19 protein-coding genes and 2 riboswitches are annotated in these 24,217 nt (G+C 33.7%); of the genes, 14 read left to right on the top strand and 5 right to left on the bottom strand.

Annotated elements, in window-relative coordinates; genetic code table 11:
* Nucleotides 1–38 precede the first annotated feature (38 nt).
* From AMD28_RS08025 to AMD28_RS08005, 5 genes are all read right to left on the bottom strand, one after another.
* A complete protein-coding gene (locus AMD28_RS08025; RefSeq protein ID WP_055443633.1) occupies nucleotides 39–2,618 on the bottom strand; it encodes a phosphoenolpyruvate carboxylase in 2,580 nt (859 codons plus the stop codon).
* 3 nt (nucleotides 2,619–2,621) lie between these two features.
* Nucleotides 2,622–3,740 carry a 3-isopropylmalate dehydrogenase gene (gene leuB / locus AMD28_RS08020; protein WP_055443632.1) on the bottom strand — a complete coding sequence of 373 codons (1,119 nt, stop codon included), beginning with the start codon at nucleotides 3,738–3,740 and terminating at the stop codon, nucleotides 2,622–2,624.
* Between the two features lie 137 nt (nucleotides 3,741–3,877).
* Nucleotides 3,878–4,468, bottom strand: coding sequence for a 3-isopropylmalate dehydratase small subunit (leuD, locus tag AMD28_RS08015; protein ID WP_055443631.1), 591 nt, complete (start codon nucleotides 4,466–4,468; stop codon nucleotides 3,878–3,880).
* A gap of 86 nt (nucleotides 4,469–4,554) precedes the next feature.
* Nucleotides 4,555–5,955, bottom strand: coding sequence for a 3-isopropylmalate dehydratase large subunit (gene leuC, locus AMD28_RS08010; RefSeq protein WP_055443630.1), 1,401 nt, complete (start codon nucleotides 5,953–5,955; stop codon nucleotides 4,555–4,557).
* A 34-nt stretch (nucleotides 5,956–5,989) separates the two neighbouring features.
* Complete coding sequence (locus AMD28_RS08005; protein ID WP_083478267.1) at nucleotides 5,990–7,165, bottom strand: 2-isopropylmalate synthase; 1,176 nt, start codon at nucleotides 7,163–7,165, stop codon at nucleotides 5,990–5,992.
* Nucleotides 7,166–7,312: 147 nt separating this feature from the next.
* On the opposite strand from AMD28_RS08005, the gene AMD28_RS08000 reads away from it, so the two are divergent.
* From AMD28_RS08000 to AMD28_RS07935, 14 genes are all read left to right on the top strand, one after another.
* On the top strand, nucleotides 7,313–8,857 hold the full coding sequence (locus AMD28_RS08000) for a hypothetical protein (protein ID WP_055444336.1): 1,545 nt from the start codon (nucleotides 7,313–7,315) through the stop codon (nucleotides 8,855–8,857).
* Between the two features lie 232 nt (nucleotides 8,858–9,089).
* A riboswitch (SAM riboswitch) is annotated at nucleotides 9,090–9,212 on the top strand.
* A 117-nt stretch (nucleotides 9,213–9,329) separates the two neighbouring features.
* The gene (locus tag AMD28_RS07995; RefSeq protein WP_055444335.1) at nucleotides 9,330–10,622 is read left to right on the top strand and encodes an O-acetylhomoserine aminocarboxypropyltransferase/cysteine synthase family protein; all 1,293 of its coding nucleotides are present in this window, start codon (nucleotides 9,330–9,332) and stop codon (nucleotides 10,620–10,622) included.
* Between the two features lie 27 nt (nucleotides 10,623–10,649).
* Entirely contained in the window at nucleotides 10,650–14,099 is a 3,450-nt protein-coding gene (thrA, locus tag AMD28_RS07990) for a bifunctional aspartate kinase/homoserine dehydrogenase I (RefSeq protein WP_241492471.1), read from the top strand.
* 22 nt (nucleotides 14,100–14,121) lie between these two features.
* Nucleotides 14,122–15,285, top strand: a complete 1,164-nt coding sequence (locus AMD28_RS07985; protein ID WP_055443628.1) for a trans-sulfuration enzyme family protein — start codon at nucleotides 14,122–14,124, stop codon at nucleotides 15,283–15,285.
* A gap of 25 nt (nucleotides 15,286–15,310) precedes the next feature.
* Nucleotides 15,311–15,721: an RrF2 family transcriptional regulator gene (locus AMD28_RS07980; protein WP_055443627.1), complete on the top strand. Its 411-nt coding sequence runs from the start codon at nucleotides 15,311–15,313 to the stop codon at nucleotides 15,719–15,721.
* A gap of 122 nt (nucleotides 15,722–15,843) precedes the next feature.
* Nucleotides 15,844–16,464 carry a phosphoadenosine phosphosulfate reductase domain-containing protein gene (locus AMD28_RS07975; RefSeq protein ID WP_055443626.1) on the top strand — a complete coding sequence of 207 codons (621 nt, stop codon included), beginning with the start codon at nucleotides 15,844–15,846 and terminating at the stop codon, nucleotides 16,462–16,464.
* 12 nt (nucleotides 16,465–16,476) lie between these two features.
* Entirely contained in the window at nucleotides 16,477–18,570 is a 2,094-nt protein-coding gene (locus AMD28_RS07970) for a HEPN domain-containing protein (protein ID WP_055443625.1), read from the top strand.
* A 12-nt stretch (nucleotides 18,571–18,582) separates the two neighbouring features.
* Complete coding sequence (gene cobA / locus AMD28_RS07965; RefSeq protein WP_055443624.1) at nucleotides 18,583–19,365, top strand: uroporphyrinogen-III C-methyltransferase; 783 nt, start codon at nucleotides 18,583–18,585, stop codon at nucleotides 19,363–19,365.
* A gap of 12 nt (nucleotides 19,366–19,377) precedes the next feature.
* The gene (locus tag AMD28_RS07960) at nucleotides 19,378–19,974 is read left to right on the top strand and encodes a precorrin-2 dehydrogenase/sirohydrochlorin ferrochelatase family protein (RefSeq protein ID WP_055443623.1); all 597 of its coding nucleotides are present in this window, start codon (nucleotides 19,378–19,380) and stop codon (nucleotides 19,972–19,974) included.
* Nucleotides 19,967–21,016: an NAD(P)/FAD-dependent oxidoreductase gene (locus AMD28_RS07955; RefSeq protein WP_055443622.1), complete on the top strand. Its 1,050-nt coding sequence runs from the start codon at nucleotides 19,967–19,969 to the stop codon at nucleotides 21,014–21,016. The genes AMD28_RS07960 and AMD28_RS07955 overlap by 8 nt, the downstream gene beginning before the upstream one ends.
* Before the next feature lie 5 nt (nucleotides 21,017–21,021).
* A complete protein-coding gene (epsC, locus tag AMD28_RS07950) occupies nucleotides 21,022–21,750 on the top strand; it encodes a serine O-acetyltransferase EpsC (protein ID WP_055443621.1) in 729 nt (242 codons plus the stop codon).
* Entirely contained in the window at nucleotides 21,750–22,640 is an 891-nt protein-coding gene (cysM, locus tag AMD28_RS07945) for a cysteine synthase CysM (RefSeq protein WP_055443620.1), read from the top strand. The genes epsC and cysM overlap by 1 nt, the downstream gene beginning before the upstream one ends.
* A gap of 112 nt (nucleotides 22,641–22,752) precedes the next feature.
* A riboswitch (SAM riboswitch) is annotated at nucleotides 22,753–22,872 on the top strand.
* A gap of 53 nt (nucleotides 22,873–22,925) precedes the next feature.
* A complete protein-coding gene (locus AMD28_RS07940) occupies nucleotides 22,926–23,927 on the top strand; it encodes a homocysteine S-methyltransferase family protein (RefSeq protein ID WP_055443619.1) in 1,002 nt (333 codons plus the stop codon).
* Nucleotides 23,927–24,208, top strand: a complete 282-nt coding sequence (locus AMD28_RS07935) for an antibiotic biosynthesis monooxygenase family protein (RefSeq protein WP_055443618.1) — start codon at nucleotides 23,927–23,929, stop codon at nucleotides 24,206–24,208. Before AMD28_RS07940 ends, AMD28_RS07935 begins: the two co-directional genes overlap by 1 nt.
* Nucleotides 24,209–24,217: the final 9 nt, after the last annotated feature.

The following is a 24,217-nucleotide window of genomic DNA, read 5'->3' as shown; positions in this document are numbered from 1 at the left end:
GAGGTTTTTTTAATTAGACTAACAATAAAATAATTAGGTTAGGCAGAGTTACGGCTTGCGTTTATATTTCCAAATAAGGAACGTGTTACTATTTTTTCATAAATTTTAAGTTGCTCTTCATCTCTAACTTCGGCTTTTTCAAGTTCTTGAATCTTTTTTAAAGCAAACTGTTGTATCGTTAATAACGGCAATACTATAGATTCTCTAACAGCAATAGATGCTTTTCCTGCAGGCTCTTCTTGCATCAATTCTTTATAACCGGTAAGTTTTAAAATAAGACGTTTTGAAGTTTCATACTCGTTGTATATTACGTTCCAAAATTCTCCGTATTCAGGATCTTCAGACATGTATTTCGTTAAATCGAAGAACGATTTAGATAAAGACATCATACTATTCTCTATTAATGTTTTAAAGAAATCGGATGTTTTAAATAAGTGCTGTGCTTTTTCAAACTCGCCAGCATCTTCATATTTTTTTAATGCAGTACCAACACCAAAAAATCCTGGTACATTTTGTTTTAATTGACTCCAAGATCCTACAAATGGTATGGCTCTTAAATCTTCAAAAACCAAACCTTCCGCTTTTCCTCTTTTCGATGGGCGACTACCAATATTAGTTTTTGCGTAGTATTTTAAAGTACTCATGTGTTCTAAATAAGAAATGAATTTAGGGTGTGCTTTAAATTTTACATAGGCATCATAGCTTAGTTTGGCAATATCGTTCATGACTTCTCTGTTTTCAGGAAGCATGCTTAAACTGTTTTCACTAAAGCTATTGTGAATTCCAGAAGTAATCAGTTGTTCTAGGTTGTATTGCGACGAATCTAAGGTTCCAAAATTAGAACTTATCGTTTGTCCTTGTATGGTTAATTGTACTTCTTTGTCTTCAATAGTAGGTCCTAAAGAGGCATAGAAATTATGCGTTTTTCCACCACCACGTGCAGGAGGTCCACCGCGACCATCAAAGAAAATAGCAGTTATGCCATACTTTCTAGAAATGGTAGTTAGGTTTTCTTTGGCATTATAAATTGCCCAGTTTGCCATTAAATAACCACCATCTTTTGTTCCATCACTAAAGCCAAGCATAATAGTTTGCTTGTTCCCTCTAGCTTTTAAATGAGCGGCGTATTCCGGATTGGTATATAACGCTTCCATAACTGCAGGCGCATTTTGTAAATCGGTAATTGTTTCAAAAAGTGGTCCAATATCCACCGTTAATTCATCTTGAAAAGCAACTAGTTTTAGCATAGCAAACAATTGCATGACATTTAATGTCGTTTGGTTGTTACTAATTATATAGCGATTTGCAGCCTTTTCTCCATTAGAATCCTGAATGGTTTTGATGGCTTTCATGGTGTTTAAAGCCTTTAACGTTTCTTCGTCTTTTATTAAAGATAGGTCTACACTTCCTTTTACTTTAGATAAGATTTGTACTTGCTCGGTTTCTGATAAATCGTGATAGTTTTTCGGAAAAATATCGCTTCCATTTGTAATTAAAGCATGCACCATATCGTTAAAGAATTGGTCATGCTTTCTGCTATCTTGACGAATATCTAAATTCGCAAAATGAAACCCGAAAAGGTGAACCTTATTCAATAAACTATTCACTTCGCTTACATAAAGCGACTGATGCTTATCAATTATAATTTGTTTAATTTCTTTTAATTCGGAAACCAAAAGATCTAAGGTTAAATTAGATTTTTCATTAAGAATCATTTTATAAAGGGCTTTTTCAATCGAAGCTATTTTATCTTCCACACCATGAAAAGTAAGCTTTCGTCTTAACCTTCTTGCGTCTCTATAATAATTTTTAATTACGGTTTCTTGTAATCTTTTTGCAACATTAAGTGTTATTTCTGGAGTTACAAATGGGTTTCCATCTCTATCTCCTCCAGGCCAAAAACCAATATTTATAATGTCGTTATCTATTTGTTTTCCGTCGAAAATATTTTGTTGAATATAATCGTAAATGCTTCCGAAGGATTTATAAAATACATTCTCCAAATACCAAATTAAACTTACTGCCTCATCATAAGGTGTAGGTTTTTCGTGTTTAAAGAAAGGTGTTTTTCCTAATTGTGCCAATAAATCATTGATACGAAGCAAGTCGTTTTCCTTAACAGCTTCGGTTAAATCCGTGATAATTCCTAAAACAGAACCCGGGTAAAATTGCGTAGGATGTGCCGTTAGAACAATTCGGACTTTAAATTCTTCCAGATATTTCTGAAGCGTTTCTAGTTTGCCTTCTGCAGAAGCGGTCTCCTTTAAACTTCTTAAAGTACCAATTCCGTCCATGTTATTCACTATAGGAAATGCAGCATCTTCAATGGCATCAAATAATACGACCTGACGTTCTATATATTGAATAAATTTAAACAACAAACTAATCTGACTGTCAGACGATCTTCGTGCTTGATATTTTTTAAAAAAGGTATTTACAATAGTGGTTGGGTCTTCTCCATTTTCAAAACCATTTTTACAAGTTTCATGAAACAATGGCAATAAAACACCTGTCTTTGTAATCGAATCAAAAGGCAGCGTCATGAAAATACTATTGTATATCTGGTATTTTGATAGTACGTTTTGATTAAATCTTGTAAGTTTTGGTTGTGTAGACATATGTTATATGATAGTAGATTGACCTAAATGTATATTGTTGAAATTAAGATTAGAATCTTTAGGGTTAGAAATGTAATCTGCAATGAAATCACCAACTTTAGATGTCGTTACATTGCTGTATTCTGTATTTAAATCTGGCGTTGTAATATTAAGAAGTAACGATTTTTCAACCGCTTTTCTAATTAATTCTGCTTCTTCAAATAAATCAAAATGCTCTAATAACATGGCAGCAGATAAAATAGAAGCAATTGGATTTGCAATCCCTTTTCCGGTAGCTTCCGGGTACGAACCGTGAATAGGCTCAAACATGGCATATTTATCGCCAACAGATGCCGAAGCTAATAAACCAATAGAACCACCAATTACACTAGCTTCATCACTAATAATATCGCCAAACATATTCTCTGTTAAAATAACATCAAACTGTTTTGGGTTTAAAATCATTTGCATGGCAGCATTATCTACAAATAAGAAATCTAGAGTAACCTCAGGATATTCTGTAGCAACTTCTTTAACCACTTTTCGCCAAAGTCTAGAACTTTCCAGAACATTTGCTTTATCTACTAAAGTCACTTTGTTTCTTCTCGACCCTGCAGCTTTAAAGGCTAAATGTGCAATGCGTTCAATTTCTACTCTGGTGTATAAACATAAGTCCGAAGCCGTATTACCATCTTCACTTAATTGTTTTTCACCAAAATAAATTCCGCCAGTTAACTCTCTATAGATACTAATATCTGTACCTTCAATAATCTCTTTTTTCAAAGGAGATTTGTCAATTAAAGTTTCGTAAGCCTTTACAGGTCTAATGTTTGCGTATAAACCTAAGGATTTACGTAAACGCAATAAACCTTGTTCTGGACGCACCTTTGCATCTGGATTGTTATCGTATTTCGGAGCTCCAATCGCACCAAATAAAATGGCGTCATTTGCTTCACAAACATCTAATGTTTCTTCTGGCAACGGATTTCCGGTTTCGTCAATGGCAATCGCTCCAACAGAAGCATGCGTAAATGAAAAGGAATGATCAAATTCTAAAGCAATTGCTTGTAAAGCCTTAATTGCCTGCTTTGTCACTTCTGGGCCAATACCATCTCCTGGTAAAACTGCTATGTTTAGTTTCATATTATTTCCTGCGAAAGCAGGAACCTCTCCCTACAATCTTAATTAGTTTTTATTTTTTTGCGTTACCTAAAGGTCGCGCTTTTCGTTATATCTTTTTTTGTACCTCAAAAAGGATGCCACTGCAATCGCTAACGCGCTTATATGCTAGTTGCATTTTCAAAGGCTTCAATCTCTGTTTTTTTGCTAAGTAAATAGTCAATATCGTCATAGCCATTAATCATACAGGTTTTTTTGTATGAGTCAATTTCAAAAGCTTCCGATACATTACTGTTCTCTACCGAAATAATTTGCGCGTCTAAATTAACAATTATTTCAGTCTCCGGATTATTTTCAATAGTATTTAATAATTCTTTTAAAAACCCTTCACTAACCTGAACAGGTAGCAAACCATTATTTAAAGCATTTCCTTTAAAAATATCTGCAAAAAAACTAGAAACAACTACCTTAAAACCATAACCGGTTAAAGCCCAGGCAGCATGTTCTCTACTAGAGCCACAACCAAAATTATCTCCAGCTACTAAAATAGTTCCTGAGTAATTATCGTTATTAAGTGCGAACTCTGCGTTTACAGATCCATCTTTTTTATATCTCCAATCTCTAAAAACATTGTCGCCAAATCCCTTTTTATCTGTCGCTTTTAAAAAACGCGCAGGAATAATTTGATCGGTATCGACATTCTCAATTTGTAACGGAATTGCTCTAGACTGTAATGTTGTAAATTTTTCCATCTCAACTTCCTGCGAAAACAGGAATCTCTTTTAATTAGTTATTCTTTTATTTATAAAACCTGTTTGGTCTTTTTCCGAATTAAATCTTAAACAAGTTCTAATTCTTCAATCTCTTGTGTTACATCTATTATTTTTCCCGCAATTGCTGTTGCTGCTGCTACTAACGGACTAGCAAGAATGGTTCTAGAACCTTGTCCTTGTCGTCCTTCAAAATTTCTGTTAGAAGTAGAAACGCAATATTCGCCTTGCGGAATTTTATCATCATTCATAGCTAAACATGCAGAACAACCTGGCTGTCTTAATTCAAATCCAGCGGCATCAAAAACATCTTTTAATCCTTCTTCTATAATTTGAGCTTCTACTTGTTTACTTCCTGGAACCAACCAAGCAGTAACATTATCGGCTTTTTGCTTTCCTTTTATGTAATTTGCCGCCACTCTAAAATCTTCAATTCTAGAATTGGTACAGCTTCCTATAAACACAAAATTAATAGGTTTGTTTATTAAGCTTTCTCCAGCTTTAAAGTTCATGTACTCCAAAGATTTTTTGAAGGAAGCATTGTCTTCTGTCGGGATGTTTTCAGTAATTTTAATTCCCATTCCAGGATTAGTACCATAGGTAATCATTGGTTCTATATCTGCTGCATCTAGAAAATATTCTTGGTCAAAAGTAGCGCCTTCGTCTGTTGGTAACGTTTTCCAATAGGCTACTTTTTTATCGAAATCTTCTCCTTTTGGAGCAAATTCTCTTCCTTCTACATAATCAAAAGTGGTTTGGTCTGGTGCAATCATTCCGCCTCGAGCGCCCATTTCAATACTCATATTACAAACGGTCATTCTTCCTTCCATGCTCATCTCTTCAAAAACATTTCCTGCATATTCGCAAAAATATCCGGTTCCAGAATTGGTACCTAGTTTCGAAATAATATATAAGATAACATCTTTTGGTAAAACGCCAGCTTTCAGTTTTCCGTTTACCGAAACTCTTAAGCTTTTTGGTTTTGTAAGTAATAAACATTGGCTAGCAAAAACTTGTGCGACTTGACTTGTTCCTATTCCAAAAGCAATAGTACCAAAAGCACCATGTGTTGAGGTGTGACTATCGCCACAAACCATCGTCATTCCTGGTTGTGTGAAACCTAATTCTGGAGCCATTACGTGCACAATACCATTGTATTTATGTCCTAATTGGTACAGTGTAATATTATTTTTTTCGCAATTAATAGATAGCTGTTCTAGTTGTTTTCTAGATAATTCATCCTTAATCGGTTGATCTTGATTTTGTGTTGGTGTATTGTGATCTGCTGTAGCAACAATTTGTTCTGGTCTAAAAACAGGAATTCCGCGATCTTCTAATTCATTAAAAGCTTGCGGACTTGTTACTTCGTGTATTAAATGTTTGTCTATATAAAGTACCTGTGGACCATTTTCTATAGTATCTACCACATGTGCATCCCAGACCTTATCGAATAGTGTTTTCTTACTCATATTTGTTTTCCGCGAAAGCGGTAATTTTAATTAACTATGCGCTAATTATTTGTTGGTATACTTTACTTGCTTCAATGATTTGATGAATATCTGAATCATTAATTTCTTTCTTGTTGTCGGCAAAAGTTAAAAAACTTGCATAAATTTCATCTAATTGCAATTTGGTTAATTCATAACCAATATTTTTAGATCTATACGCTAAAGCTGCTCTACCACTTCTTGCTGTTAAAACAATAGCAGATTCTGTTACGCCAACATCTTTAGGGTCAATTATTTCATAAGTTTCACGATTTTTAATAACACCATCTTGGTGTATTCCAGAGCTGTGGGCAAAAGCATTTGCGCCAACAATTGCTTTGTTTGGTTGTGTGTAAATTCCCATGCTATCAGAAACTAGTTGACTGATTCCGTAAAGCATTTCGGTTTTAATATTGGTATCTAGATTTAGGTATGGATGTTGTTTTAATACCATGACGACTTCCTCTAAAGCCGTATTTCCTGCACGTTCACCAATACCGTTAATAGTACATTCAATTTGGCGTGCACCATTTATAACACCTTCAATAGAATTAGCAGTCGCTAAACCTAAATCGTTATGACAATGACAAGATAAAATTGCCTTTTCAATGCCTTTTACGTTTTCCTTTAAATATTTGATTTTTGCGCCATATTCACTCGGTAAGCAATATCCTGTAGTATCTGGGATATTTAAAACAGTTGCTCCAGCGCTAATGGCAGCTTCGCAAACTCTTGCTAAATATTCGTTATCTGTTCTTCCTGCGTCTTCTGCGTAAAATTCTACATCTTCAACAAAGGACTTTGCATATTTTACAGCATCATAAGCACGTTCTATTATCGCTTCTTTATTCGACTTGAACTTATGTAGAATATGAGAGTCTGATGTGCCAATACCTGTATGTATTCTTGGTTTTTTAGCATATTTTAATGCCTCGGCAGCAACTTTTATGTCGTTTTCTACAGCTCTAGTTAAACCACAAACGGTAGCGTTTTTTACAATTTTCGCAATTTCTTGAACAGATTTAAAATCGCCTGGACTAGAGACGGGAAAACCTGCTTCAATGACATCTACTCCAAGTTCGTCTAGCTGTTCTGCAATTACAACTTTTTGTTCTGTGTTCAGTTTGCAACCAGGAACTTGTTCCCCATCACGCAGTGTTGTATCGAAGATTTGTATATTATTATTTGACATATATCAAAATATATTTTTAGTATTGTATTACGAATTTATATTTTGATTGGGTATTATTATTTGTTTTTGATTTACTTTTACGATGCTCAAAAGCACAAACCAAATTCAAAACACTGAAAATCAAATAGTTAAAAGAATATTCTATTGATAACTAAAGAACAAAAAGATAATTTATTTTTATTAGTTAAATCTTTAACTAAGTCTGAAAAGCGACAATTTAAGTTGTACGTGGGCAGACTTGGGGTGAATTCAGATTCTAAATTTTTAAAATTATTTAATTTATTGGATAAGGCTTCAGGATATGATGAAACGGCTATTATAAAAAGTGGTATTGTTAAAAAACAGCAGATTGCTAATGTAAAAGCACATTTGTACAAGCAAATTTTAATTAGCTTAAAACTAAATCCTTCGCACCAAAATATACGTTCTCAAATTAGAGAACAATTAGATTTTGCTTCTATTTTATATCATAAAGGATTATATAAGCAAAGTTTAAAAATACTCGATAAAGCAAAAGAATTAGCAATTATTAATGAAGAAAAGAATGCTGCTTTTGAGATTATTGAATTAGAAAAAATAATAGAATCCCAATACATAACACGAAGTATAAGTACGCGTGCAGATGAGCTTGCTATGCAAGCAAAAGAGATAAGTTCTTTAAATGTTATTGCTAGTAAGTTATCAAATTTATCCCTGCAACTGTACAGTATTATTTTAAAAACGGGTTATGTTAAAAACGAAGAAGAAAGCCTTTTAGTAACCGATTATTTCAATAAAAGACTACCTAAGTTTGATATAACTAAAGTAGGCTTTAGAGAGAAATTATGGTTTTATAAAGCACATTTATGGTATAGTTTTTTACTGCAAGATTTTTTAAATTGTTATAAATATGCTTCCAAATGGGTCGATTTATTTTATCAGAATCCAAGTATGATAAATCTAAATCCAGTATTCTTTTTAAAAGGAAATAATTACCTTTTAGAAGCCATCTTTTTTATTAGAAATAAGCCTAAGTTTATTGAAAAATTAACCGAGTTTCAAACTACAGCAAATGCAGATAATTTTCCTAAAGACGAAAATGTAGCAACCTTAGTTTTTCTTTACACTAATTTTCATAAAATAAATGCACACTTCATCGATGGTAGTTTTAATGAGGGTTTGTCGCTTATTCCACAAATTGAAAAGGAATTAATCCCATTCAAAACTAAAATTGATGCACATCATAAAATGGTTTTCTATTACAAGTTTGCAAGTATGCATTTTGGAGCAGGAAATAATAAAGAATGTATTAGATATTTAGATAAAATTATATCCAATAAAACACTTTCTATGCGAGAAGATTTACTCTGTTTTTCTAGAGTTTTAAATCTTGTAGCGCATTATGAAGCAGGTTTAGATTATCATTTAGAAACCTTGCTGAGAAGTACGTATAAGTTTTTAATTAAGATGAATGATTTGCATGAAGTGCAAAAAGAGATGATAAAATTCATTAGAGGTTTACAAGATATTTATCCGCAAGACCTTAAAAAAGAGTTCAAAAAACTGTTAGAAGTTTTAAAGCAATATGAAGATCATCCATATGAACGTCGTGCATTTTTATATTTAGATATTATTTCTTGGCTAGAAAGTAAAATTGAAAATAAGCCTGTAGGCCAGGTTATCAAAGACAAGTATCTTGAAAATTATGCATAGATATTTTACGGATTTCAAAAAAAAGAAATAAAAAAAGCTTAAAAAAATTTGGATATTAAACTTTTGTGATGCAATATTTGTGCTCACAAAGTTCAAACACTTACTGAAAAGGAAAAATTTTTAATCTCAAAGTTGCAGACACAAAATATTTTTAACACCACAGTTTACTTTTGTAAATGCGGATTTAAAAATATGGAAGTAACGAAAAAATTTGTATTAAAAAATTTCCGAAATGTTATCAAGAAAGGTGGAGAGATAGACTCGCTGAAGCCTTAGCAACCCTTAGATTTACTATGAAGGTGCTAAATTCTACTTAATGTTCGATTCATTAATCGAAATATTGGATAGATAACTCAAATCTAATTACTCATCTGTAATTAGTATTTTCTTTTTAACATTTTTCTATTAAGTACGCTTCTCACGAGGCTTATTGGCTTTTGGTTTAATTTATTTTAATTCAAAACTTAGAAAAATGAGTACACAAAAATTCGCAACCAAAGCGTTGCACGCAGGACACGACGTTAGTCAAACAGCAGGAACCAGAGCAGTCCCTATTTATCAAACATCCTCTTATGTTTTTGATGATTCGGATGATGCCGCAGGAAGATTTAATCTTTCGGTTCCAGGATTTATTTACACCCGATTAAATAATCCTACAAACGACATTTTAGAACAACGATTAGCAGCTCTTGAAGGAGGTATCGCAGCAGTAGCAACAGCCTCTGGAACTGCAGCTATTTCTACAACTTTACTAACCCTTTTAAAAGCGGGAGACCATATTGTTGCATCTAGCAGCTTGTACGGAGGAACATACAATTTGTTAAGCGTTACTTTGCCAAGACATGGTATTACGACTACTTTTGTAGATCCTTCCGACGCAGAAAATTTTAAAAAAGCAACCCAAGAAAATACAAGAGCATTTTTTGTAGAGTCTTTAGGAAACCCTAAACTAGATGTTCTGGATTTGGAAGCTATTTCTAAAGAAGCTAAAACTAGCAAAGTGCCTTTAATTGTAGATAATACCGTAGCTACACCTTCTTTATTAAATCCAATTGAATACGGTGCAAACATTGTAATTCACTCCTTAACAAAGTATATCACTGGTAACGGAACTTCCCTAGGAGGCGTAATTATTGACGCTGGAACTTTTGATTGGACCAACGGAAAATTCCCAGAATTCACAGAGCCTTCTGCTGGTTATCATGGTTTAGTCTATAGCGAAGCTATTGGTGCTGCAGCTTTTATTGCGAAAGTTAGAATTGAAGGATTAAGAGATTATGGTGCTGCATTGAGTCCTTTTAATGCATTTCAAATTATTCAAGGTTTAGAAACTTTAGAATTACGTATTAAAAAGCATAGTCAAAATGCACTAGAATTAGCAAAATGGTTACAAGAACAACCAGAAGTGAATTGGGTAAATTATCCAGGATTGGAAACTAGTAAATATAGAGATTTGGCTAGAAAATACTTGCCAAACGGACAAAGTGGTGTGGTGACTTTTGGAGTAGATGGCGGTTACGAATCTGCTAAAAAAATTGCAGATACTACCAAGCTTTTCTCTTTGCTGGCTAATATTGGAGATACAAAATCTTTAATTATTCATCCAGCAAGTACTACGCACCAACAATTAGATGAGCAGGCGCAAGCAGCTTCGGGAGTTACAAAAGATTTAATTCGTTTGTCTGTTGGAATTGAAAATATTGAAGATTTAAAAGCGGATTTAAAAGAAGCTTTTGAAGTTTTAAAGAAAACCGTTCTAGCTTAAAACAAATCAATTAGTGATCATAAATACATGCTACGCAATATCTCTTGCTTAGCATGTATTACTATTCCAAACGCAATAATGGCCGCATTAAAATATATAACAGTTTCTAGTTTTGAGCTTGCTTCTGGCGTATCTCAAAATATAGAATTATCCTATCAAATTTTTGGAAAGCCTTTGCACGAGGCACCAATTGTATTGGTAAATCATGCGCTTACCGGAAATAGTAATGTGTCTGGAAAAGACGGTTGGTGGAATGATGTTATTGGTCAGGATAAAGTCATTGATACCAATATATATACCGTTTTATCTTTTAATATTCCTGGAAATGGATACGATGGTTTTGTTATTGAAAACTACAAAGATTTTGTAGCTAGAGATATTGCAAAACTATTTTTAGTTGGTTTAGAAAAACTGGAAATAGCTTCTGTTTTTGCACTTATAGGAGGTTCTCTTGGTGGTGGAATAGCTTGGGAAATGGCTGTGCTTTCACCAAATCTAGCAGATCATTTAATTGCTGTAGCAACTGATTGGAAATCCACCGATTGGCTCATTGCCAATTGCCAGATACAAGAACAGTTTTTATTAAATTCTAGCAATCCTGTGCATGATGCAAGAATGCACGCGATGCTTTGCTATAGAACGCCAAAGTCTTTTAAAGAACGTTTTAAAAGAAGCAGAAATGCGGAGCTAGAAATTTTTAATGTGGAAAGCTGGTTGTTGCATCATGGAAAGAAATTGCAAGAGCGTTTTCAGTTGTCTGCTTATAAATTAATGAATCAATTACTACGAAGTATTGATGTCACTAAAGACAGAACAGATTACGATGCGGTTTTAAAAAATATTAAAGCAAATATTACTATTGTTGGAGTAGATTCGGATTTGTTTTTTACTGCGGAAGAAAACAGAGAAACACAAAAACAATTAGCATTATCACATCCAAATGTGACGTATAATGAGATTAATTCCGATCATGGACACGATGCTTTTTTAATAGAATTCGAACAATTAGAAAAAATAATTGAAACTATTTTCAGACCGAATTCCAAAAACAATAAAATGAAAGTACTAAAATTTGGTGGTAAATCTTTAGCAAATAACGAAGGTTTAAATAACGCTATTTCTATCATAAAAAATAAAGTCGAAAACCAAGAACGTATTACCGTTGTGGTTTCCGCTAGAGATAATGCGACTAACGAGTTAGAGGCGATTCTGAAAAAAGCATCCAAAAAAGAAGATTATAAAGATGCCTTTTTAGCATTTCAGGAATACCAAATAGCGCCTTTAAAAACCATTGATTTTTCCGAAGAATTTAAAGCATTGGAAACCATTTTTGAAGGTGTATCCTTATTAGGAGATTATAGCGAGAAAATTGAAAATCAAGTTTTGGCTTATGGCGAAATTTTATCCGCTAAATTAATCACAGCCCTACTTAAAAGACAAGATGTAAACGCGCATGCAACAGATGCCAGAACGTTAATTAAAACAGAAGGTCATTTTAATAATTCGCAACCAATTCACGCGATAACTAAAGAAAATGTTTTAGCACATTTTAAACAATATAATGGCACAACTGTAAATGTGGTCACTGGTTTTATTGGGTCTAATCTTAAAAATGAAACCACCACTTTAGGAAGAAACGGAAGTAATTATTCTGCTGCTTTATTGGCTAATTATCTAGATGCCGAAGAGCTTCAGAATTATACACACGTCAACGGAATTTATACGGCAGATCCAGTTTTAGTTCCCGATGCAAAAAAAATTAAAGAACTTTCTTTTACAGAAGCGAATGAGTTAGCCAATTTTGGCGCTACCATTTTACATGCAAAAACAATCATTCCGTTATTAGAAAAAAATATAAACCTGCGTATTTTAAACACTTTTAATTTAGAAGATGAAGGCACTTTAATAACCGCAAAAAAAGATAGTACACAAGCGACTTCATTATCGGTTTTAGATAATGTTGCTTTGATTAACCTAGAAGGTAGAGGTTTGTTGGGAAAAGTGGGTGTAGATGCTAGAGTTTTTAAAGCATTAAGTGCGCATGATATTAGTGTGAGTATTATTTCTCAAGGTTCATCCGAAAGAGGAATTGGGCTAATTATTGACGCAGATAAAGCTACCCAAGCGGTCATTGCTTTAGAGCGTGAATTCGAAAATGATTTTTATTCGCAAGACGTCAATAAAATTGATGTTGTAGATGATGTTGCTGTAATTTCTATTATTGGTATTGAACTAAGTGCTTTTCATAAACCCTTTAATGCACTTATAAAAAATCAAATTACACCATTGCTTTTTAACAATACGTTTACAGGAAAAAATGTAAGCTTAGTGGTTAAAAAAGAGCAATTATTAAAAGCGGCAAACGTTATTCATGGCGAAGTTTTTAGTAGTTCTAAAAAGGTAAATCTTGCTATTTTCGGACATGGTTTAGTTGGTGCTGCATTAATTAATCAAATTATTTCTTCGGCAAAAGAGATTGAAAAACGCAAAGGTGTAAAATTGAATATTTTTGCCATTTCTAATTCGAAGAAAGTAGCATTGTCTAAAAATGGTTTTACGCAAAATTGGCAAGAAGAAATCGAGGAACAAGGTATCCCGTATACCATGCAAGATGTCATCGCTTTCGCGGAAAAACACCATCTAGAGAATTTAATTGCGATAGATAACACAGCAAGTAAAACCTTTGTAGAGCATTATAACGATTTAGTTTCTAGCGGTTTTGATTTAGTGTCTTCTAATAAAATAGCAAATACCATAGGCTTAGATTTTTATAAGGAATTAAGAAAAAACTTAGATAAGCATCAGAAGAAATATTTATACGAAACCAATGTTGGTGCCGGTTTACCTTTAATTGATACTATAAAATTACTGCATCTTTCGGGTGAAAATATTACGCGAATTCGCGGTGTTTTTTCCGGTTCGCTAAGTTATTTGTTTAATAGTTTTTCTGTGGAAGACAAGTCGTTTTCCGAAGTCCTAAAAGACGCCATCGATAAAGGATTTACAGAGCCAGATCCAAGAGAAGATCTTTGCGGAAATGACGTTGCAAGAAAACTGCTTATTTTGGCTAGAGAGTTAGATTTAAATAATGAAATTGAAGATGTTGTTATTCAGAATTTAATTCCCGAAGCATTGCAAAGTGGTGATGTTTCTGTGTTTTTAAATTCTTTAGAACAAATGAATGAAACGTATTCAGATTTAAAAGATAATCAAGAAAAGAATTACGTATTACGATATATAGGCGATTTATCTGGAAATTTAGAAGATGAAAATGGTGCTACATTAGAAGTGAAATTAGTTTCTGTTCCGCAAAGTTCTCCATTGGGAGCTTTAAAAGGATCGGATTCTATTTTCGAAATTTACACCGAATCTTACGGAGAACAACCTTTAGTAATTCAAGGCGCTGGAGCGGGAGCACAGGTAACTGCAAGAGGTGTTTTTGGAGATATTTTAAGACTAGTAGAAAACAATAATTAAACCTTTAATAACCACTGTTATAATGAGTGAGCATTTTGAAACCGAAGCAATTAGAACCCAAATAGAACGTTCTCAATATTTAGAGCATTCTTCTCCTTTATATTTAACTTCTAGTTATGTTTTTGAAGATGCAGAAGATATGCGATCTTCTTTTGCAGAAGAAAAAGAGCGTAATATTTACAGTCGTTATTCTAATCCGAATACCTCCGAGTTTGTAGATAAGATTTGTAAAATGGAAGGAGCAGAATCTGGTTATGCATTCGCTTCCGGGATGTCTGCGATTTTCTCCACGTTTGCTGCATTGCTAAATGCTGGTGATCATATTATTTCTGCAAGAAGTATTTTTGGTTCTACCTATGGTTTGTTTTCTAATTATTTACCAAAATGGAATATCAGCACGAGCTACTTCGATATTAATAATTTAGATGCTATTGAAGATTTAATTCAGCCAAGTACTAAAATTCTATATGCCGAAAGTCCGACCAATCCAGCAGTCGATATTTTAGATTTAGAACGTTTAGGAGACATAGCAAAAAAACACAATATTTTACTAATCATAGATAATTGCTTTGCAACGCCATATTTACAAAACCCGATTAAGTTTGGAGCCGATTTAGTTATTCATTCTGCAACCAAATTAATAGATGGTCAAGGTCGCGTTTTAGGAGGAATCACTGTTGGAAGCAAAGAATTAATTAAAGAGATCTATTTATTTTCCAGAAATACAGGTCCTGCTTTATCGCCATTTAATGCATGGGTTTTATCTAAAAGTTTAGAAACACTTGCAGTTCGTGTGGATAGACATTGTGAGAATGCAGAAAAAGTAGCATTGTTTTTAGAGTCGCATACCAATGTGAATCTAGTGAAATACCCGTTTTTAAAATCGCATCCACAATATGAAATCGCCAAAAAGCAAATGAAAAAAGGTGGAAATATTGTCGCTTTTGAAGTCAAAGGAGGCATTGAAGCTGGAAGAAATTTTTTAAATAAAATTAAAATGGCATCTCTTTCTGCAAATTTAGGGGACACCAAAACCATTGTAACGCATCCCGCTTCCACAACGCACAGTAAATTAACCGAAGCAGATAGATTAGAAGTTGGTATTACCGACGGATTGGTTCGTGTTTCTGTAGGTTTAGAAAATGTAGAAGATATTATTAACGATTTAAAACAAGCGCTAAATTAGTCTGTAAAATAAGTATCTTTGTAGGATGCTTTCAAAGAAAACAAAATACGGAATTAAAGCGCTCACCTTTTTAGCTAAACAAGAAGGAAATACGCCTGTACCCATTGAAACGATTTCAAAAAGTGAAAATATTTCAAGAAAATTCCTGGAAAGTATATTACTAAGCTTACGTAAAAACGGTTTTTTAGGATCTAAAAAAGGGAAATCTGGGGGGTATTACCTGCTAAAAAAACCAAATGAAATTCAAATGGTGGATGTCATGCGAATTTTGGAAGGTCCCATCGCAATGGTTCCTTGTGTAAGTTTAAACTTCTACGAAAAATGTTCCGATTGTCCAGACGAAGCCTCTTGTGCTGTACATTTGTTAATGATTAAAGTCCGCGATAATACATTAGATATTTTCAGAAATACGTCACTTGCAGATTTAACTCGTTAACAGATTATTAAAAATCCTCCAATATTTTTATCATTTTATTAGTGCTTAAAAAATATTTAAATGATACATTTGTTTTATATTCCTAGTAAGTCGATAGGAGTTATAGATTAAAATGAAATAGAATGATAAAATTAGATATTGATACCTTAAATAAAGAGTTAAAAAATAAAACCCCAGATGAGATTATTCAATGGGCTTTAACTTTATCCAACAACAGAATAGTAACTACCAGTTTTGGTAAATATTCTGCAATATTATTAAGTACCATGTCTAAGCATGATAAAGATATTAAAGTGATTTGGTGTGATACTTTATATAATCAGCCAAGTACTTATGAGCATGCAGACAACCTTATTAAAGATTTTAATTTAAAGATTAATAAGTATCAGTCTTTAAAAACGAAAGAAGAAATAGATGCAACTATAGGTCTGCCAAATGTAGAAGATGATAATCATGCATTGTTTTCTGAAGTAGTAAAACTAGAGCCTTTCCGAAGAGCACTACAAGAGCATCAACCAGATTTATGGTTTACAAATATTAGAGTTCGTCAAACCGAATTACGTGATAAAAAAGACATTTTGAGTTATAGTAAAGATGGCATTTTAAAAATTAGCCCTTTTTATTATTGGACAGATTATGATTTAGATAATTATTTAGAAGTCCACAATTTGCCTAAAAACCATGGGTATTTTGATCCAATAAAAGCATTAGAGAATAGAGAGTGTGGAATACACTTACAATAAAGTAGAAAGAGTATGCAAAGTTTTAGAACCGAAATAGAAAACCCAGTAGTTGAGCAAGATATTATTGATTTAGCCAATAAAATTGAACTCTTTAAAGCAGGGGAAGTAGACGAAGAAAAATTTAGAAGTCTTCGTTTGGCAAGAGGAGTTTACGGCCAACGCCAACAAGGTGTGCAAATGATTCGAATTAAACTGCCTTATGGTAAAGTTTTAAGCAATCAGCTACATAGAATTGCAGATGTGTCTGATGCGTATTCTCGTGGAAGATTACACATTACTACGCGTCAAGATATTCAAATTCATTATGTAGATTTAGATCGTACACCACAACTTTGGGCAGAATTAGAAAGAGATGATGTGACCCTTCGTGAGGCCTGTGGTAACACGGTTAGAAATGTAACCGCAAGTGAGACTGCAGGAATAGATATTGACGAACCTTTTGATGTTTCCCCGTATGCGGATGCTATTTTTAAGTTCTTTTTACGTAATCCTATTTGTCAGGAAATGGGAAGGAAATTCAAGGTTTCTTTTTCTGCTTCCGATGAAGATACCGGATTATCATACATGCACGATTTAGGTTTTATTGCCAAAATACAAAATGGTGTAAGAGGTTTTAAAGTAATGCTTGGTGGCGGATTAGGTTCACAGCCAAGACATGCAGATTTGTTTTATGACTTTTTAGAATCCGATAGAATTATTCCTGTAATGGAAGGTGTTTTAAGAGTTTTTGATCGTTATGGCGAACGTAAAAGTCGTGCTAAAGCGAGAATGAAATTCTTAATAAAAGATATTGGATTAGAAGAATTTAAAAGACTTGTGGAAGAAGAGCAAGGTGCTATCGAATATAAAACGGTGGCGATAGATGCAGATGCATATCCGGTTTCTACTCCAGTAATTGTAGAAGCTCCAAAAGTAGAAATTAAGGACGAAGAAGCGTATAATCTTTGGAAGGAAACAAACGTTATTCCGCAAAAACAAGAAGGATATTTTGCTGTTGGGATTAAAGTCCTTTTAGGAGATTTTTATACAGACAAAGCAAGATTGTTAGCAGATTTAACAGCGAAGTATGCAGCAGGAGAGTTACGATTAAGCTTGCGTCAAAACATATTAATTCCATTTGTAAAAGCAGACTTATTACCATTTTTCTACCAAGAATTAGCCAAGCTAGGTTTTGTAGAAGCTGGTTATAATAAAGCGGTAGATATTACTGCATGTCCGGGTACAGATACTTGTAATTTAGGGATTGCAAGTAGTACCGGGATTGCAGATGAACTGGAGCGTGTTATAAAAGCAGAGTATCCGCAATATTTAAAAAATGAAGATTTAGTCATTAAAATTAGTGGTTGTATGAATGCTTGCGGACAACACAATGCCGCGAATATTGGTTTTCAAGGAATGTCAATTCGTACGCCAGATAAATTAGTTGCTCCAGCAGTACAAGTGCTTTTAGGTGGAGGAAATAGAGGAAACGGAAAAGGAGTTTTTGCAGATAAAGTAGTGAAAATGCCAAGTAGAAGAGGTCCAGATGCTTTACGTAGAATTTTAAACGATTTTGAAGCGAACGGAAACGGAAAACTGTTTGTCGATTATTACTTGCAACAAGGTGAAAAATATTTCTATGAAATGCTGAAAGACCTTTCGGATGCTACCAACTTAACACAAGACGATTTTATAGATTGGGGAACCAGCGAAGCGTATGTAAAAGCAATCGGAATTGGAGAATGTGCAGGAGTTGTTATCGATTTAATTGCAACGCTGTTTTTAGAAAGTGAAGAAAAAATAGAAACAGCAAAAGAAGCTTTTGGTAACAAAGTATATTCTAATGCGATCTACTTTGCATATAGTTCGATGGTGAATTCGGCGAAAGCAATTTTACTTTCCGAAAATATTTCAGTGAATACACAAGCTGGAATTATTAATACGTTTCAGGCCGAATTTGTAGAAAGCAATAAAATTAATTTAGGGGTTTCTTTTTCCGAATTAATTTATCAGATAAAAAACAATGCACCTACCGAAGCATTTGCTAAAAAATATATAGAAAATGCAACCGATTTCTTAAAAGCGGTTCGTGTGTTTAGAGAACAGGAAAAACAATTAGCAAGCTAAATTATTTGTAACATGAAAGAGAGAACAACACCAAAGTTAACCGTAGTAGGAGCAGGTCCTGGAGATCCAGATTTAATAACTTTAAAAGCAATTAAAGCCATTAAAGATGCAGATGTTATTTTATATGATGCACTTGTAAATGCAGATTTATTAGAATACGCATCGCCTAAAGCAGAACTTGTTTTTGTAGGTAAACGTCGCGGTTGTTATGCATACCAACAAGAACAAATTAATGATTTAATTGTTGCAAGAGCAAAGTCTCACGGACATGTAGTACGATTAAAAGGAGGAGATCCTTTTATATTTGGTCGTGGTGCCGAAGAGATTGATCATGTAAGACAGTTTGGTATAGAAACGTACATGGTTCCTGGTATTTCTTCTTCATTAGCAGTTCCTGCATACCAAGGAATTCCATTAACAAAAAGAGGAAGTTCTGAAAGTTTTTGGGTAATTACTGGAACCACAAAAGCACATACTATTTCTAGTGATGTAGCACTTGCAGCAAAATCTACAGCAACCGTTGTTATTTTAATGGGAATGGGGAAACTAGAAGAAATTGTATCTATTTTTTCTTCGGAAGGAAAACAGAAAACACCAATTGCAATCATTCAAAATGGTACTACAAAAGACGAAAAGTTTGGCGTAGGAACCATAGAAACTATTTGCAATGTGGTTAAAGAAAAACAACTAGCAAATCCGGCAATAATTGTAATAGGAGAAGTAGTTGAAAAACGCGTGCAATTGGATTCGATTTTTAAAGAAGTGAAGACGCAACCAGAATTAATTTCTGCATAAGATTATTTTAAGATGGAAGAGAGAAATAACTTATATCCAATATTTTTAAAAGTAGAACAACTTAACGTTCTTATTGTTGGAGGCGGAAACGTAGCATTAGAAAAATTAAGCTTTTTGCTAAAGTCTAGTCCGAATGCAAAAGTACAAATGGTCGCTCCTTTTTTTAGAGAAGAAACCATTGCGTTGGCTACAGAATTTGGCATTGAAATGATAAAAGGTATTTATAAGCATACACTTTTAAATAATAAACACATTGTTATTGCAACCACAGATAATATCGATGTAAATATTGAAGTTTACGAAGATTGTAAACAAAGAAATATTCTAGTAAATGTTGCCGATAATCCGCCGTATTGTGATTTTTATATGGGTGGTATTGTTACCAAAGGAAATGTGAAAATTGCCATTTCTACCAACGGGAAATCACCAACTACAGCAAAACGATTACGTCAGTTTTTTGAAGATGTCATTCCGGATAATATCGATGATATGGTTAAAAATTTAAACGTTTTTAGAAAAACAATAAAAGGCGATTTCGAAGAAAAAGTGGAAACGTTAAACGAGTTCACCAAAGGATTAATTAGTAAGAAAGAAGTACATCATGATTAAAACAGATATATTAATAATAGGAGCAGGTCCAACAGGTTTATTTACAGTTTTTGAGGCAGGATTGCTAAAATTAAAGTGCCATTTAATTGATGCATTGCCTCAGCCTGGCGGACAATGTTCTGAAATTTATCCTAAAAAACCTATTTATGATATTCCTGGATTTCCAGAGGTTTTAGCAGGAGATTTAACCACGAATTTATTAGAACAAGGAAAACAGTTTGAACCTGGTTTTACCATGGGAGAACGTGCCGAAACTATTGAAAAACAAGAAGACGGAAGTTTCATTGTAACGACTAATAAAGGTACGCAACACCAAGCGCCAATTGTTGCCATTGCTGGTGGTTTAGGTTCTTTTGAACCACGTAAACCGAAGATTGAAAATATTGCATATTATGAAGAGAAAGGTGTGGAGTATTTTATTAAAGATCCAGAAGTATACCGCGATAAAAAAGTGGTGATTTCTGGTGGTGGAGATTCTGCTTTAGATTGGAGTGTGTTTTTAGCAAATGTGGCTTCCGAAGTAACTTTAATTCATAGAAGAAATGAATTCCGTGGTGCTTTAGATTCCGTAGAAAAAGTGCAAGAATTAAAAAAGCTGGGTAAAATAAACTTAATCACTCCAGCCGAAGTTACGGCATTACATGGTAATAATAAACTGGAAGGAATTACAGTTACCAAAGATGGGGAGAAAATATTGTTGGAAACGGATCACTTTATTCCGCTATTCGGATTGTCTCCTAAATTAGGACCTATTGGCGATTGGGGATTAGAAATTGTTAAAAATGCCATAAAAGTAGATACATTAGATTACCAAACAAATATTCCCGGTATATTTGCAATTGGAGATGTAAACACATACGAAGGCAAACTTAAATTGATTTTGTGTGGTTTTCATGAAGCAACTTTAATGTGTCAATCGGCATATAAAATTATTAATCCTGGTAAAAAGTATGTTTTAAAATATACAACAGTTAGTGGAATTGATGGTTTTGATGGAACACGTAAAGAAGCGCCAAAAGCAGTAGTCCAATCCATTAATTAATTTGAATGATTTTTAACCTTCGTTTAAAAGAAGAAGTAGCAGTATTTACCAAAGATTTGTTTTATGCTTTATTCGAAAAAGAGGAAAAGCAAAAAGAAGAATTAAAGTACTTAAAAGCAGTTTTTTTGAATTTCTCAAAAGCACTTTCGGTGAAAGATAGTGAAGCTGTTTGGAATACTTTTTCTGATAAATTATCCTTAATTAAAAAGAATATTGAGTTAGACGCCAAAGCAGCAAAAGATAATGATCCTGCTTGTAAAAGTTTAGAGGAAGTGTATTTAGCATATCCAGGTTTTCATGCTATTGCTGTACATCGCTTAAGTCATGAGTTTTATAAATTGGATTTATATATTCTTTCTAGAATGATGTCGGAATATATTCATGGCATCACCGGAATAGATATTCATGCAGGAGCTACTATTGGGGATTCCTTTTTTATTGATCACGGAACCGGAGTGGTAATTGGAGAAACGGCAATTATTAAAAGCAAGGTTAAAATTTATCAAGGGGTAACTTTAGGTGGTATTCAGGTTAAGAAAAGCTTGGCGTCTACAAAGAGGCATCCAACCATAGAAGACAATGTTACTATTTATGCAAATGCTACTATTCTTGGTGGCGATATTGTGATTGGTGCAAATAGTATTATTGGTGCAAATGTTTGGATTACAGAATCTGTTCCAGCAAATTCGTTGGTAACGTATCAATCGGAAATTAAAATTAAGACTAGAAAATAATGATAGAAGGAAAATCGATAACAGACTTAATTGGTAATACGCCTTTAGTAGAAGCAACACATATTTTGAAAAAGGAAGGTGTGCGATTGTTTTTAAAATTAGAAGGTAAAAATCCTGGAGGAAGCGTTAAAGATAGAGCTGCTTTTAATATGATTACCGAAGCTTTAAAACGTGGAGATATTAAAAAAGGAGATACTTTAGTGGAAGCTACAAGTGGTAACACCGGAATTGCATTAGCATTTATTGCACAGCTTTTCGGATTAAATATGGTGCTTATAATGCCTGAGAATTCTACACAAGAACGTATTAAAACCATGCGTGCTTATGGCGCGGAATTAATATTAACTTCGGTGGAAGTCGGTATCGAAGGCGCAAGAGATTTAGCAATCCAACTTGAAAAAGAAAAAGGATATTTTATGCTGAATCAATTTGCAAATGATGATAATTGGAAAGCACATTATAAAACCACTGGACCAGAAATTTGGAAAGATACCAATGGTGAAATCACACATTTTGTTTCTGCAATGGGAACCACAGGAACCATTATGGGCGTTTCTACGTATTTGAAAGAGCAAAATAAAGACGTTGTAATTGTTGGAGCACAACCTAAAGATGGTGCGAAAATTCCTGGAATTCGTAAATGGCCAGAAGCATATTTGCCAAAAATATTTAATGCATCGAAAGTAGACCAAGTGGTAGATGTTAGTGAAGAAGATGCACGATTGGTTGCTAACCGACTAGCAAAAGAAGAAGGTGTTTTTGCCGGAATGAGTAGTGGTGGATCTGTTGCTTCGGCATTAGAAATTGCAGCACAAATAGAAAAAGGAATTATTGTTGCTATTATCTGTGATATTGGGGATCGCTATATTTCCTCAGATTTATACGAATAAAAATTGGTTATCCTGATTTTATTCCCTTAATTTACACTTTAATACTAGTTGTTAATTGAAATTATTACTGTAATTTCAATTGGTAAATGGTATTCGTTCTTAATCGTATTGAATGTTATCACGAAAGGCAGAGGGAATAGACCCATTGAAGCCTTGGCAACCCTTTATTAAAAAGAAGGTGCTAAATTCTACTTTTTTCTGAATGTATTTTCAGGAATTAGACAGATAACCACAAGTAATTCTCTTACTTACTTTCCTGATGACATTTATATAATTTAATATAACATGTCTGATATAAAAAACATTTTACAAAAACATATTTTAGTTCTCGATGGCGCGATGGGAACCATGCTTCAGCAATATAATTTTTCTGAAGAAGATTTTCGTGGCGAACGCTTTAAAGACTATCCTTCTTCTTTAAAAGGAAATAACGATTTGTTATCCCTCACACAACCAGAAGCAATAGCAACCATTCACGCGAAGTATTTTGAAGCTGGAGCAGATATTGTAGAAACCAATACCTTTTCTGGAACTACCATAGCTATGGCAGATTATGATATGGAAGATTTAGTGTACGAGCTAAACTATGAGTCCGCTAAAATTGCCAAAAAAGTTGCGGAAGAATTCACCAAGCAAAATCCCGATAAACCTCGATTTGTAGCTGGAAGTATTGGTCCTACCAATAAAACAGCAAGCTTATCTCCAGACGTCAATAGACCAGAATACAGAGCGATTACTTTCGATGAATTACGCGTTGCATACAAACAACAAGTAGAAGCTTTAATCGATGGCGGCGTAGATCTACTTTTAGTAGAAACTATTTTTGATACGCTAAATGCAAAAGCAGCTTTGTTTGCTATTGAAGAAGTGAAAGAAGATCGCGATATCGATATTCCAATAATGGTTTCCGGTACGATTACCGATGCTTCTGGTAGAACCTTATCTGGCCAAACGGTAGAAGCTTTTTTAGCTTCTGTTTCTCATATTCCTTTATTAAGTGTTGGGTTTAATTGTGCTTTAGGAGCAGAACAATTGAAACCTTATTTACAACGCTTATCTAATGAAACTGAATTTTATACTTCTGCGCATCCCAATGCCGGATTGCCAAATGCTTTTGGTGAGTATGAAGAATCGCCAAAACAGATGCAAGCATATATTGAAGAGTATTTACAAGACGATTTAATCAATATTATTGGTGGCTGTTGTGGCACAAGTCCGGCGCATATTAAAGCAATTGCTGCCGTTGCTAAAAAATATGCCCCAAGAAAATTACAAACACAAGCGTAATGATATTAGAAGTAGCAATTTTAAAGATAAAAGAAGGTGTTTCAGAAGAATTTGAAGAAACCTTTAAAAACGCAGAAGCAATAATTTCTTCAATGAAAGGATACATTTCTCATCAACTCAAAAAATGTATCGAAGAAGAAGATAAGTATTTGTTATTAGTGAACTGGGAAACCTTAGAAGATCATGAAATAGGATTTAGAAAGTCTGAAGAATATAAAGTGTGGAAAGACTTATTACATCATTTTTACGAACCATTTCCAACAGTAGAACATTATAGATAATGAAGAAAC

Source organism: Lacinutrix himadriensis, assembly GCF_001418105.1.
In the GTDB taxonomy this organism is placed as follows: domain Bacteria; phylum Bacteroidota; class Bacteroidia; order Flavobacteriales; family Flavobacteriaceae; genus Oceanihabitans; species Oceanihabitans himadriense.
Note: the sequence above shows the minus strand (reverse complement) of the source record. Positions and strands in the feature narration are given on the sequence as shown.

Excerpts from the sequence above, each read along its gene's own strand:
- leuD (WP_055443631.1), bottom strand. The coding sequence starts at position 4,468 with ATGGAAAAATTTACAACATTACAGTCTAGAGCAATTCCGTTACAAATT.
- AMD28_RS07955 (WP_055443622.1), top strand. The coding sequence starts at position 19,967 with ATGATTAAAACAGATATATTAATAATAGGAGCAGGTCCAACAGGTTTA.
- cobA (WP_055443624.1), top strand. The coding sequence starts at position 18,583 with ATGAAAGAGAGAACAACACCAAAGTTAACCGTAGTAGGAGCAGGTCCT.
- cysM (WP_055443620.1), top strand. The coding sequence starts at position 21,750 with ATGATAGAAGGAAAATCGATAACAGACTTAATTGGTAATACGCCTTTA.
- leuC (WP_055443630.1), bottom strand. The coding sequence starts at position 5,955 with ATGAGTAAGAAAACACTATTCGATAAGGTCTGGGATGCACATGTGGTA.
- AMD28_RS07975 (WP_055443626.1), top strand. The coding sequence starts at position 15,844 with ATGATAAAATTAGATATTGATACCTTAAATAAAGAGTTAAAAAATAAA.
- AMD28_RS07970 (WP_055443625.1), top strand. The coding sequence starts at position 16,477 with ATGCAAAGTTTTAGAACCGAAATAGAAAACCCAGTAGTTGAGCAAGAT.
- AMD28_RS07935 (WP_055443618.1), top strand. The coding sequence starts at position 23,927 with ATGATATTAGAAGTAGCAATTTTAAAGATAAAAGAAGGTGTTTCAGAA.
- AMD28_RS07940 (WP_055443619.1), top strand. The coding sequence starts at position 22,926 with ATGTCTGATATAAAAAACATTTTACAAAAACATATTTTAGTTCTCGAT.
- AMD28_RS08025 (WP_055443633.1), bottom strand. The coding sequence starts at position 2,618 with ATGTCTACACAACCAAAACTTACAAGATTTAATCAAAACGTACTATCA.
- AMD28_RS07985 (WP_055443628.1), top strand. The coding sequence starts at position 14,122 with ATGAGTGAGCATTTTGAAACCGAAGCAATTAGAACCCAAATAGAACGT.
- thrA (WP_241492471.1), top strand. The coding sequence starts at position 10,650 with ATGCTACGCAATATCTCTTGCTTAGCATGTATTACTATTCCAAACGCA.
- AMD28_RS07995 (WP_055444335.1), top strand. The coding sequence starts at position 9,330 with ATGAGTACACAAAAATTCGCAACCAAAGCGTTGCACGCAGGACACGAC.
- AMD28_RS07980 (WP_055443627.1), top strand. The coding sequence starts at position 15,311 with ATGCTTTCAAAGAAAACAAAATACGGAATTAAAGCGCTCACCTTTTTA.
- leuB (WP_055443632.1), bottom strand. The coding sequence starts at position 3,740 with ATGAAACTAAACATAGCAGTTTTACCAGGAGATGGTATTGGCCCAGAA.
- AMD28_RS08005 (WP_083478267.1), bottom strand. The coding sequence starts at position 7,165 with ATGTCAAATAATAATATACAAATCTTCGATACAACACTGCGTGATGGG.
- epsC (WP_055443621.1), top strand. The coding sequence starts at position 21,022 with ATGATTTTTAACCTTCGTTTAAAAGAAGAAGTAGCAGTATTTACCAAA.
- AMD28_RS07960 (WP_055443623.1), top strand. The coding sequence starts at position 19,378 with ATGGAAGAGAGAAATAACTTATATCCAATATTTTTAAAAGTAGAACAA.